This is a genomic window from Caenibius tardaugens NBRC 16725, assembly GCF_003860345.1.
Lineage (GTDB): Bacteria > Pseudomonadota > Alphaproteobacteria > Sphingomonadales > Sphingomonadaceae > Caenibius > Caenibius tardaugens.
On record NZ_CP034179.1, the window covers coordinates 1,409,737 to 1,422,082 of the forward strand.

A 12,346-nucleotide genomic window follows, 5' to 3' on the forward strand; every position below is an offset into this window, starting at 1 on the left:
CCATGTCCCGCATCGTCTCCCAACTTGATCCGCGCTCCGAAAGCTTCCTCGCCAATGCCGCGCATAATCGCGCGCTGGCCGAAGAGCTGCACCGCAGGCAGGACACCGCACGGCACGACCGGCCCGAGCGTGACCGCGAACGGCTGGCCCGGCAAAACAAGCTGATGCCGCGCGAACGGCTGAAGCTGCTGCTTGACCCCGGCACCCCGTTTCTCGAATTGTCCACGCTGGCCGCCAACATGGCCTATGGCGGCGATGCCCCGGGCGCCAGCCAGATCACCGGGATCGGTGTGGTGGCCGGGCGCGAGGTCGTGATCCATGCCGATGACGCCTCGGTCAAAGGCGGCGCATGGTACCCACTTTCGGTCAAGAAGATCGTCCGCGCACTCGACATCGCGATCGAAAACCACCTGTCGATGATCCACCTGTGCGATTCCGCCGGGGGATTTCTGCCGCTGCAACGCGAACTCTTCGCCGACAGGTATTACGCCGGGCGGATATTCCGCAATCAGGCGATCCTTTCGAAAATGGGCCTGCCCCAGCTTTCCATCGTGCTGGGCCATTGCACCGCAGGCGGCGCCTATATCCCGGCGCTGAGCGATTACAGCGTGATCGTGCGCGGCACGGGCGCCATCTTCCTCGGCGGGCCGCCACTGGTGAAAGCGGCCACGGGCGAAGTGGTCACGGTGGAGGAACTGGGCGGCGCGGATATGCATACCAGCGTTTCGGGCACGGCCGATTACCCCGCCGCGAACGAACCCCATGCCTTCGCCATCGCGCGCGAGATCGTCGGCACCTGGACGCGCGGGGAAAAGGCGCGGGTGGACATGCGCGAACCCGAAGCCCCGGCCTACGATCCGCAGGACATCTACGGCATTCTACCGCGCGACAGCCGCACCGTGTTCGACATGCGCGAACTGATCGCGCGCATGGTGGATGGCAGCCGTTTCCACGAATACCAGCCCGCCTATGGCCCCACACTGGTCTGCGGTTTCGCCCATATCTGGGGCTATCCGGTGGGCATTCTCGCCAACAATGGCGTGCTGTTCAACGACAGTTCGCTGAAAGCGGCGCATTTCATCCAGCTGTGTGACAAGAACCGCACCCCACTGCTGTTTCTCCAGAATATCACCGGCTTCATGGTCGGGCGCGAATACGAACGGCGCGGCATTTCCAAGGACGGCGCGAAGCTGATCATGGCGGTTTCGGGGGCTTCGGTTCCCAAGTTCACGATCAATTGCAACGGGGCGTTCGGCGCCGGGGTCTATGGCATGTCGGGCCGGGCGTTCGACCCGCGCTTCCTGTTTTCGTGGCCGGGTGGATCGACGTCGGTCATGGGCGCGGAACAGGCCGCCAACGTGCTGAGCGATATCAAGATCCGCCAGCTCGAACGCGAAGGCCGCACGCTGTCGGCAGAAGAGATCGCGGCGATCCGCGACCCCGTGCTGGAAGATTACCGCCGCGAACAGAGCGCCTATTACGCCACATCGGAACTGTGGGATGACGGGATTCTCGATCCGGTCGATACCCGCAACGCGCTGGGCATCTGTCTGTCGGCCGCCCTGCACGCCCCGATCGACGATCCGCATTACGGGGTCTTCCGGCTCTGACCGGTTGACACAGAACGGCCATGAAACGTGAAGCTTGTGCCGCCCTGCCGCCACCGGCAGGCATCCCGCGTCCATATATAATATTGTGAAAACGATGAATTTTATTACAAATCCTGCGTGCTGACGCGGCCGGGAAAGCGCATAACAACCACGTGACCAGTGTGACCTTTCGCGCCGGTATCATGGTACCGCGCCGCCGCACGACGGCGGCAATCGGCACGAACGGCGCGCCCGCCATAACAGGCAGAGCCTGCGGAAGGGGGTGCGATACGAGATGGGGCATCGCACAGCATAAAGCGCAGATCGCGCAAGTAGGAAAGACGTGCCGAAACCGCTGGCGCAGCGCTTGCGCCCCGCTCCGCCCGACCCCTTCTGCCCTGCCCCGGTTTTCCGCGCCTATTTCGCGGCGAGCCGGTCCGCCAGTGCCACGGTATCCTGCGCGCGCCGGAGATGCGGAACGTCGAGCATTTCGCCATCCAGCCCCAGTGCGCCCACACCCGGATTGGCGGCGAAGAGATCGACGATGCGGCGCGCCCGCGCCACTTCTTCCGCCGTGGGGGTAAAGGCCGCGTTGATCACATCCACCTGATCGGGATGGATCGACAGCATCCCGCGAAAACCGGCCCGCCGCGCCAGCGTGGCCGTGCGCTTCAGCCCTTCGGGATCGCGGAAATTGCCGTGAATCGTTTCGATCGGCACCACTTGGGCCGCCGCCGCCCCGGCCAGACACAGGCTGCGCGCCATCTGGTAGAAGTGTTCGTATTCGCCCGCATCATCCCGGTTGTCCAACGCACCGACAGCCGTGGCGATATCTTCCGCGCCCCAGGTCATCGCATCGAGCCTGGGGGCATCGCGATAAGTACCGATCGCAAACAGCCCTTCGGGGGTTTCGGTCGACACGATAATCACGCGCACGCTGCCAAGAGGGATATCCGACGCCGCTTCCAGCGCGGTCAGGTAATTGTCCAGCCGTTCGATATCGCCGCGCGAACGCACTTTGGGCAACATCACCCCACCCGGCCTGCCGCCGACAATCGCCGCCAGATCGGGCAGGGCATGTTCGGTATCCAGCGCGTTGATCCGCACCCACGGGCGGTTCCCCCCGCCCACCTATCGAGAAACGCCCGTACCAGCCCGCGCGCGGCGGGTTTGGTCGGTTCGGCAACGGCATCTTCCAGATCGAGCAGCAGCATATCCGCCGCGCTGGCCGCGGCCTTTTCCATCTTGCGTTCGCTGTCGCCCGGCACGAACAGCAGCGAGCGTGCCGAAAATAGCTCTGATCCCATGGCAACCATCCCCTTTTCCTATGGATTGAGCCCGGCAATCGCCGCTTTGACGATCCCGGCAAATGCATCGGCCCTGTCCAGACAGCGGAACTGCGGCCCCGCCACTGAAATGGCCAGTTGCCGCCCGTCGATCTGCAGCGGCACGGATACCCCCACCAGATGCGGGCTGTGTTCCCCGTCACTCAGGCAATAGCCACGGGCCACCCCGCGATCCAGCAGGGCCTCCACCGCATCGGCATCGCGCGGCGATTGCGCGGTATAGGCTTCGAACACGATCCGCCGATACAGCGCCTTGCGCTGCGCCCGGGGCATTTGCGACAGCAGCGCCCAGCCGGTGGCGCAGGAATGGATCGGCAGGCGTTTGCCTTCCGCCGCGAAATAGCGGATCGGTGCGGCGCATTCGACCACATGCATGACCATCGCATCGAGCCCGGCCGCAGTGGCAACCAGCGTGGTTTCCCCGGTTTCCGCGGCGATCTGCGCCACGATCCGCAGCACCGCTTGGGGCAGCAGTTCGACTTCCGAAATCGTCTGCGCCATCGCCAGCCAGCGCGACGTGGGATAGAGCCCGCCGCGCGCGCGCGGTTCGTAGAGATAGCCCAGTTCCGCCAGCGTCGTCACCAGATTGAACGTGCTCGACCGGGGCCAGCCCAGTGCATCGGCGATTTCCGCCGCCGTAGCGGGGCGCAGCCGTTCGGCAAAGAATTCCAGCAATTCGATGACATTGGCAGCCTGCCGGACTTTCATGCCCCGCCTCCGCCCGCCGCCGTGACAGCGGGCGCGCAATGCACCGCGCCCTCCGCCAGCCATGCCGCGATCATGTCGTCCGACAGCCCCCATGCGCGCAGCGCGGCATGGCCGCCGCCGCCCGCAGGCTGCACCACGCCCGGCGTATCCGGCACGGTGCGGCTGAACCGGGGTTGCGGTGCGGGCTGGGTTACCCCTTCAATGTCCACGAAAGTGCCGCGCGCGACGGCATGAGGGTGCCCGGGCGCTTCCGAAAGGCGCAGGACAGGGGCAAAACAGGCATCGGTCCCTTCGAGCAGGGTGCACCATTCGGCGCGCGAACGTTCGGCAAAACGCGCCACCAGCAGGGCCTTGCCCTCCACCCAGGTGCGCGGATCGTTCACATTGGGGAACATCGCCGGATCGAACCCGATTGCCTGCAACAGGATCGCGCGGAATTTCGGTTCGATCGGGGCGACGGTGATCCATTCCCCGTCGGCACACTGATAGGTCTCGTAATGCGGGGCGCCGGAATCGAGCAGGTTGGTCCCCCGCCCTTCGCGATGCAGCCCCGCCGCCGCCATGCCGAACAGGGCGGCCATCAGCGTCGTGGTCCCGTCTGCCATAGCGGCATCGACAACCTGCCCCTGCCCGGATTGCCGCGCTTCCAGCAGGGCGCAGACCACACCGAAGGCCAGCATCATCGCCCCCGCGCCATAATCGCCGATCAGGTTGAGCGGGATCGCGGGCGGTTCCCCCGCGCGGCCAATGGCCGACAGCGCGCCCGACAGCGCGATGTAATTGAGATCGTGCCCGGCCGCTTGCGCCAGCGGGCCGTCCTGCCCCCACCCGGTCACCCGCCCGTAAACCAGCGCGGGATTGCGGGCGAGGCACGCCTCCGGTCCCAGCCCCAGCCGTTCCATCACCCCGGGGCGAAACCCTTCGATCACGGCATCGGCGCGGGCCACCAGATCCAGCGCGCAAGCGCGCCCGGCAACCTGCTTGAGATCGACCGCCACCGATGGCCGCCCGCGCCGCGAGACATCGAACTGGCGCAGGCGTTCGATCCCCAGCCCGGTCGGTTCCATCCGGTCCACGATAATCACGTCGGCGCCCAGATCAGCCAGCAACATGCCCGCCATCGGGCACGGGCCGATGCCCGCGAATTCCACGATCCGCAGCCCCGCCAGCGGCCCCTTTCGCGCTGTTCCCGGCGCTTCCATGGTTCAGTACGACTTCGGCAGGCCGAGCACACGCTCGGCAATGAAGCACAGCACCAGTTGCGGACTGATCGGGGCGATCCGGGGGATCAGCGATTCCCGCAAATAGCGTTCGACATGGAATTCCTTGGCAAAGCCGAAGCCCCCATGCGTCATCACCGCCTGCTGGCAGGCATCGAAACCGGCCTCCCCGGCAAGGTATTTCGCGGAATTGGCGCTGGCCCCGCAGGGCAGGCCGTTGTCGTATTCGAACGCGGCCTTCATCGTCATCAGCCAGGCTGCTTCCAGATTCATCCAGTTGCGCGCCAAAGGATGCTGGATGCCCTGGTTCATCCCGATCGGGCGGTTGAACACCTGCCGTTCCGTGGCATAGCCGGTGGCGCGCTGCAGGGCGACATAGCCCAGCCCGATCGCTTCGGATGCGATCAGCACGCGTTCGGGGTTCATCCCTTCGAGAATATAGCGGAAGCCTTCGCCTTCTTCCCCGATCCGGTCTTCCACCGGGATTTCGAACCCTTCGATGAACAGTTCGTTCGAATCCACCGCCTTGCGGCCCATCTTCTCGATTTCGTGGACCGTGATCTTCATCCGGTCGAAATCGGTGTAGAACAGGCTCAACCCCTGCGTCGGCCGGGCCACCTCCTCCAGCGGGGTGGTGCGGGCCAGCAGCAGAATCTTGTCGGCCACTTGCGCGGTGGAAATCCACACTTTCTGCCCATCCACGACATAGCGATCGCCGTGCCGCACGGCGCGGGTCTTCAACTGCGTGGTATTGAGCCCGGTATTGGGCTCCGTCACCGCGAAGCACGCCTTTTCCCGGCCTTGCGCCATGGGCGGCAACATCCGCTGGCGCTGTTCCTCGGTGCCGAACACGACCACCGGGTTCAGCCCGAAGATATTGATATGCAGCGCCGATGCCCCCGACATGCCCGCGCCCGATTCCGCGATCGCGCGCATCATGATCGCGGCCTCGGTAATACCAAGGCCGGACCCGCCGTAGGCTTCGGGCACGCAGATTCCCAGCCACCCCGCCTCAGCGAAGGCGGCGTAGAAATCCTCGGGAAAGCCGCCTTCCCGATCGCGTTTCAGCCAGTAATCATCCCCGAAATTGCGGCAGATACCGGCCACCGCCTCGCGGATGGCTTCCTGCTGTTCGGTCAGTGTGAAATCCATCGGCCTGCTGCCTCTACCCGATCAGGAACAGAGCACGGCGCGCCCGCGCACCTTGCCGTCGCGGATTTCCAGCAAGGTCTGGTTCGCGCAGTCGAGCGGATGGCGTTCGAGCGGGATCGGCGCGACTTTGCCCGCACGCACCAGCCCGATCAGCTCGTGCAGTTCGTCCAGCGTGCCCAGCAGGCTGCCGATGATCGTCAGCCCCTTGAGCACAATCATGGCCAGCGGGAAGTTGGCCAGATTGCCGTACATCCCGATCATCACCAGCTTGCCGCCCTTGGTCAGCATGTCCACGCCCATCGCCGTGGTCTGCGGGCTGCCGACCAGATCGATCACCGCCATGCAGGTGCCGCCGCAGGCTGCGTGCACTTTGGCGACGATATCCGCATCGTTGGGATCGAAGGCCGCAATCGCGCCCGCTTCCAGCGCCAGTTCGCGCTTGGCCGGATCGATATCCAGCGAGATCGCCCCTTTCGCGCCAATCGCGCGCAGGTTGCGCAGCGCCATCAGCCCGAGCGCCCCCGCGCCGATAATCACGATCGGCTTGCTCTGCACCACATCGCCCAGCTTGCGGATCGCGCTGAAGGTCGTCAGCCCGGAACAGGCATAGGGCGCCATCGCGGCCGGATCGAGATCACCGATAGGGATCAGGTACTTGGGATCGGGCACCCACAGATATTCGGCATAACCGCCCTGTTCGTGGATACCGATATGGCGCGGTTGCAGGCACATGTTCTCGAACCCGCTGGCGCAAGTTTCGCACTGGCGGCAACCGATCCACGGATAGACGACATAGTTCTGCCCGACTGTAACCTCGCCCTGCGCATCGGGGCCCACCGCGACCACCTCGCCCGCATTTTCATGGCCCATGGTGAACGGCAGCGGGGTGCCCCGGTCGACAATGGAAATCTTCTTGCCATGCCCCAGATCATAGCCGCCTTCCCAGATGTGCAGGTCCGAATGGCACATGCCGGCCGCCTTCATCTTCACCAGAACTTCGCGGCCTTCCACCGCGGGCACCGGGACTTCGCGTTCCGCCAGTGGCGCGCCGAATTCGACAATGCTGTAAGTCTTCATCACATCCTCCGTCAGATTGCGTAGGGATCGGCAAAAGCGCCGGTCGTGCTGATCACGGTTGTCTTGGTTTCGAGATAGGCGTCCATCGCCTCCACCCCGTTTTCACGGCCCACACCGCTGCCCTTGAACCCGCCATAAGGGGTCGACCAGCGGATAAAGCGATAGGTGTTGACCCACACGATCCCGGCATCGATCCGCGCCGCCACCCGGTGCGCCCGGGCGGAATCGCGGGTCCACAGCCCGGCGGCCAGCCCGTAACGGGTGTTGTTGGCCAGTGCGATGACTTCCTCTTCCGTATCGAACGGGATCAGCGAAACGACCGGGCCGAAGATTTCCTCGCGCGCGATGCGCATGTCGCTGGTCACATCGGCAAACACCGTGGGGCGCACGTAGTAGCCCTTGCCCAGTTCCTCGATCCGCGATCCGCCCGCCAGCAGCGTGGCCCCTTCCTGCTTGCCGATATCGATGTAGGAGAGTGTCTTCTCCAACTGCGCGATGCTCGATTGCGGCCCCATCTGGGTATTTGCATCCATGGCATTGCCGACCCGGATCGTGCCTGCTCGGCGGGCGATTTCTTCCGCCACCCGGCCATAGATCGAACGGTGGACATAAAGCCGCGATCCCAGCGCGCAGCTTTGCCCGCAAACCACGAAGGCCGAGCCGGTAGCCGCGTTGAGCGCCTGTTCGAGATCGCAATCCTCGAACAGGATATGCGGCGACTTGCCCCCCAGTTCGAAGGAATAGCGTTTGAGCGATCCGGCGCCGGCGCGCTGGATTTCCGCTGCGGTGCGGCCTTCCCCGGTGAAGCTGATCTTGTCGACATCCCGATGCCCGACCAGATGCGCCCCCGTGGTTGGGCCATAGCCGGGCACGGTGTTGAGCACGCCCGGCGGCAACCCGGCCTCTTCACCCATGCGGGCCAGTTCGAACGCGGTGAACGGCGTCTGTTCGGCCGGTTTGTGCACGAAAGTGCATCCGGCGGCCAGCGCGGGGGCCAGCTTCCACACGGTGGAGAGCAGCGGCACGTTCCATGGCGTGATCCCGCCGACCACACCCACCGGCTGGCGGGTGGTGAAGATATGCACGCTCTCGTCAAACGGGATCGTGCGCCCGCCCATCTTGTCCGCCAGTGAAGCGAACCAGTAGAACCAGTTGGCATGATTGCCGACGTCGCCGCGCACCTCGCGGATCGCCCGGCCGCTGTCGCGCGCCTCCAGCTGGATCAGTTCTTCGGTGCGGCGGGTGTAGATTTCGGCGAAACGGCGCAGCAGGGCGGCGCGTTCGGTCACCGGCATGCGCCGCCACGGCCCTTCGAACGCCTCCTTCGCCGCGGCCACCGCACGATCGATATCCTTCGGCCCGCCAAAGGCCACTTCGGCCCAGGGTTCGCCCGTCGAAGGATCGATCGTCGGCACCACATCGCCATCGATCGGATCGACCCATTCGCCGCCGATGTAGAGTTTATCCTGACGTACGATCCCGCTCATCCTCTCACTCCTCACCTTGTTTTTCCGGCCGCCCCATCATCAGCGCGGTACGGCGGCAGATCGCCACGATTTCGCCCTTCTGATTGCTTGCCGTGTGCTCGAATTCGACAATCCCCTGCCCCGGGCGCGATTTGCTCGGCCGGGTCGACAGCACTTTGGTATGGGCCCGCAGCGTATCGCCTGCAAAAACCGGGCGCGGGAATGTGATATCATTCATCGCCAGATTGCCCAGCGTGGTGCCCAGCGTGGTGTCGTACACCGACATGCCGACAAGGATCGCCAGCGTGTACATGCTGTTGAACAGCGGCTGCCCGAACTCTGTCTGCGCCGCGAAATGCGCGTCGATATGCAGCGGCTGCGGATTGTGCGTCATCAGGCTGAACGAAATATTGTCGTGTTCCGTCACCGTGCGCGACAGGGGGTGGTGAAACGCCTGCCCGGTGTGGAATTCATCAAAATACAAACCTGCCATGGGCTATCCCCGTATTGGTGTTTACGCTCTTGCCCGGGTCATGCCCGGTGACCGGGCATCGGGCCAGTCTTCCGATCAGGCCGCGTTGCTGGCATCGTTTGCAGGGGGCGGCAGGATCAATGCGTGATCGCGCTCCAGCGCGGCGATCTCCGCGCCGCTGAACCCGAATTCGCCCAGAATTTCGCGCCCCTGTTCGCCCTGACGCGGGGGCAGGTGCGTGAATTCCACGGGCGTACGCGACCACCGGGTGGGCATGTCCATCAGGCGCAGGCGCCCTTCGGTTTCGTGTTCGACCTCGCGGAAAAAGCCGACCGCCTTCAGATGCGGGTCTTCCTGTATGGATTCGAAATCGTGCATCGGCATCGCCGGGACATCCGCCCGCGCCAGCAAGTCCATCCATTGCGCGGTGGTGCGATCCAGAAACATCTTTTCCAGTTCCGCATAGACGAAATCGATATGCGCCGCACGGCTGGCATAGTTGGCAAAGCGGGGATCGCGTTCGGGCAGATCGCTTTGCCCGATGGCTGCAAGGAAACTGGTCCACTGCTTGTCGTTGTAAACCAGCGCGCAGACATAGCCGTCCTGCGTGCGATAGGGCCGGCGATAGGGCGAAAGCTGCCGGGGATAGCCCCCTTCCCCATGCTGCGGATCGAACGTGTAACCGCCCAGATGATCGCCCAGCACCACGCTGGTCATCGTCTCGAACATCGGAATGTCGACCCGCTGTCCTTCTCCCGTGCGTTCGCGATGGACCAGCGCGGCGCAGACGTGCCCCATCGCGGTGATCCCGACCACGCGATCGGCAATCGCCGAAGGGACATAGCGCGGCGTGCCATCCCCGGCGCGGGCAAACAGGTGCGACATTACCGATGCACCCTGAATCAGATCGTCATAGGCGGGCCGTGCGGCGTAAGGCCCATCCTGCCCGAACCCGAACACCCCGGCATAGATGATCGCCGGATTGATCGCGGCAATCGTTTCGTACCCCAGCCCCAGCCGTTCCATCGCGGCGGGCCGCATATTGTAGAACAACACATCGGCATCCGCGACCATCCTTTTCAGCGCGGCAAGCCCCGAGGCCTGCTTGAGATCGAGGCAAATGCTCCGCTTGTTGCGATTGGCGTTAAGGTAGATGGCCCCCATGCCAGGGTTTTTCGCGGGCAGAATCTGCCGCACGATATCCCCTTCGGGCGCCTCCACCTTGATAATCGTGGCGCCCATGTCGCCCATCGCCTGGGACGCGGATGGCCCCATCAGTACCGCAGTCAGATCGATTACCCTGATGCCTTGCAACGGGCCCATGTCCCTCTCCTTGTACCCATGCCCTCTGTGCGGGACTTGTGCCCGCATCCTTGGCGACTGCATAACAAGAAATTCACAATCGTGAACAATGAATCTTCATTTATGGATTTTATCGGTGAATTGCGAACCGTGCCGTGCTGCATCTATTGACGGCGCACGACCCGACGGGCAGCACTGCTATCGCATGCGCCTGCCCCTTGCCGGGCGGGGCCAACGCGCGAGAAAGGACGCCTTTTGCAGGAACAGACATCTCTGAGACGCAGCCGCGGGCGGCCGCGCAATCCAGAGACGTTTACGAGGGTGCTCGACGCCGCGCGAACCTTGCTCGCGCAGGGCGGCTACGATGCACTGACATTCGAGGCGTTGGCGCAGGCCACCGGCGTCAGCCGCGGCACGATCTATCGCCGCTGGCCCACCAAGGCCCATATCGCGGCGGATGTGCTGCGCGGCACGGAGGGCGGCTTTACCCGGACGCGGCCGGAAGACGGGTTTCGCGCACAGGTCCGCGCGCTGATCAACCAGCTCTATTCCAGCTACAAAGACCCGGCGATGGGGGCGGCATCCATCGGCCTGTTCAACGCCTTTTTCGCGGACAGCACGCTGCGCCCCACGCTGCACGATCCGCTGGAAGACGAATCCCGCGCCCAGTTCCGGGCGATTGTCGACATGGCCAAAGCCAACGGCACCGCGCGCCAGACCGCCGATGCCGATACCCTGTTCGACATCATGACCGGCACGATCATCTACCGCATGCTGTTCAGCAATCTCGGGGTCGATGATCGGATGGTCGATGACATCTGCCATATCGTGACAGACGGCGTGCTGGCCGACCCCGTGGCCTGAAAACGCACACAGCCGCCGCAGGATGCGACGGCTGCCTGAAAACCCCACGGGTTCCGCCCGGCGTGGGCTCAGCCCGTGCTGGCTTCGAACGTCCAGGTCCAGTGCCCCTCTTCCGGGCCATCCTCGAAATGGAATTCCTCGCGAATATCGGCGATGGTCCAGTCGAGATAATCTTCCCACCTGACCATGAACAGCGGCCGCTTCTGTTTTTCGCCCAGCGCCCGCCCGCGCGCGATCCCTTCCAGATAGGCGGGGACGACATGGCCGTAATGGCAGGCCAGCCGCATGAGCCCGGTGGATGTCAGGAACATCCCGAACCGGTTCACTTCGCTGGCGAAAGGTTCGGAGAAATAGTTCGACGCCATCACCGTATGCGCGACGATCAGCGCCACTTCGCCCACCGGGCTGGGGTCCAGCCCCGTCACCATATGTTCGATATCGTGGTTCTGGATGCGGCGCTTGTTGAGATAGTCGTAATCGTTCTCCGCTTCGCCCAGGAACATGAAGTCGATATCCATGCCACTCGACGCGACGAAATCGTGCATCCGCGCGCCCAGTGTCCCAGGGGCATAACCGCTGAGGTTTTCGGCGGTGAACCGGCTGGTATACCGCGCGTCCAGCCATTCCGCGAATTCGGGAATGCGCGCCTTTTCGTCATGCAACAGCGCGAACAGGCGCGCGCCGTCGGTCACTTCGGCAAAGGCGCGGCTGACATCGGGGATGAGATAGGCCGCGGGCAGATCGTGCCCATCCTTCTTCAGCCCCATCTGGGCATAGACATCACGAAAGCGCGGATTGTTGAGATAATCGGAATTGCTGGTCAGAACGCTGCTGCGCAACGGCTCCTTGCCGCCACGAAGATAATCGGCCTCGCTATCGCTGATCTTCGTGACCGCTTCAGGTTCGATGACATCCTGCATTGTTGGTCTTCCTGACAGTTGATCTTGCCCCTACGCCCGCCGTGATGCGGACCGCAATTTACAGGACATTGCGTGCCGTAAATAAAATCCGCTGTCAACGGCAAACGGATGGCGGGCGATTCGCCCCGCCACGGGCAATGCATTCTGGGGCGATGCGGAAACGTTCGGGGGGCGCCGCCCAAACACGCGAGAGTTAGTGCGGAACCCCTAACCGCCGCACTGCCGGGAAA

General features: G+C 64.0%; 12 protein-coding genes. 2 read left to right on the plus strand and 10 right to left on the minus strand.

The features are described 5' to 3' along the window. Positions 1-2: 2 nt before the first annotated feature. Positions 3-1,610, plus strand: coding sequence for an acyl-CoA carboxylase subunit beta (locus EGO55_RS06375; protein WP_021690896.1), 1,608 nt, complete (start codon positions 3-5; stop codon positions 1,608-1,610). A gap of 396 nt (positions 1,611-2,006) precedes the next feature. Here the strand turns inward: EGO55_RS06375 and EGO55_RS06380 are convergent, their stop codons facing one another. From EGO55_RS06380 to EGO55_RS06415, 9 genes are all read right to left on the minus strand, one after another. After that, on the minus strand, positions 2,007-2,696 hold the full coding sequence (locus tag EGO55_RS06380) for an HpcH/HpaI aldolase/citrate lyase family protein (RefSeq protein WP_280528971.1): 690 nt from the start codon (positions 2,694-2,696) through the stop codon (positions 2,007-2,009). Then, on the minus strand, positions 2,618-2,896 hold the full coding sequence (locus EGO55_RS21600; RefSeq protein ID WP_280528972.1) for an aldolase/citrate lyase family protein: 279 nt from the start codon (positions 2,894-2,896) through the stop codon (positions 2,618-2,620). Before EGO55_RS21600 ends, EGO55_RS06380 begins: the two co-directional genes overlap by 79 nt. A gap of 18 nt (positions 2,897-2,914) precedes the next feature. Further along, positions 2,915-3,643, minus strand: coding sequence for an IclR family transcriptional regulator (locus tag EGO55_RS06385; RefSeq protein ID WP_021690894.1), 729 nt, complete (start codon positions 3,641-3,643; stop codon positions 2,915-2,917). Further along, positions 3,640-4,845 carry a CaiB/BaiF CoA transferase family protein gene (locus tag EGO55_RS06390; protein ID WP_021690893.1) on the minus strand — a complete coding sequence of 402 codons (1,206 nt, stop codon included), beginning with the start codon at positions 4,843-4,845 and terminating at the stop codon, positions 3,640-3,642. The genes EGO55_RS06385 and EGO55_RS06390 overlap by 4 nt, the downstream gene beginning before the upstream one ends. Positions 4,846-4,848: 3 nt before the next feature. Then, entirely contained in the window at positions 4,849-6,015 is a 1,167-nt protein-coding gene (locus EGO55_RS06395) for an acyl-CoA dehydrogenase family protein (protein ID WP_021690892.1), read from the minus strand. Positions 6,016-6,036: 21 nt separating this feature from the next. After that, complete coding sequence (locus EGO55_RS06400) at positions 6,037-7,092, minus strand: alcohol dehydrogenase (RefSeq protein ID WP_021690891.1); 1,056 nt, start codon at positions 7,090-7,092, stop codon at positions 6,037-6,039. 11 nt (positions 7,093-7,103) lie between these two features. Next, complete coding sequence (locus EGO55_RS06405; protein ID WP_021690890.1) at positions 7,104-8,579, minus strand: aldehyde dehydrogenase; 1,476 nt, start codon at positions 8,577-8,579, stop codon at positions 7,104-7,106. Positions 8,580-8,583: 4 nt separating this feature from the next. Beyond that, positions 8,584-9,051 (minus strand): MaoC family dehydratase, encoded by a 468-nt coding sequence (locus EGO55_RS06410; protein WP_021690889.1) that lies wholly within the window; start codon positions 9,049-9,051, stop codon positions 8,584-8,586. Positions 9,052-9,126: 75 nt separating this feature from the next. Continuing rightward, entirely contained in the window at positions 9,127-10,353 is a 1,227-nt protein-coding gene (locus tag EGO55_RS06415; protein ID WP_021690888.1) for a CaiB/BaiF CoA transferase family protein, read from the minus strand. Between the two features lie 300 nt (positions 10,354-10,653). Between EGO55_RS06415 and EGO55_RS06420 the strand changes: the two genes are divergently transcribed. Then, positions 10,654-11,196, plus strand: coding sequence for a TetR/AcrR family transcriptional regulator (locus tag EGO55_RS06420; protein ID WP_052023722.1), 543 nt, complete (start codon positions 10,654-10,656; stop codon positions 11,194-11,196). Positions 11,197-11,264: 68 nt separating this feature from the next. Here EGO55_RS06420 and EGO55_RS06425 read toward each other — a convergent pair whose 3' ends face one another. Next, positions 11,265-12,116 carry a Coq4 family protein gene (locus EGO55_RS06425; RefSeq protein ID WP_021690886.1) on the minus strand — a complete coding sequence of 284 codons (852 nt, stop codon included), beginning with the start codon at positions 12,114-12,116 and terminating at the stop codon, positions 11,265-11,267. Between the last annotated feature and the right edge of the window lie 230 nt (positions 12,117-12,346).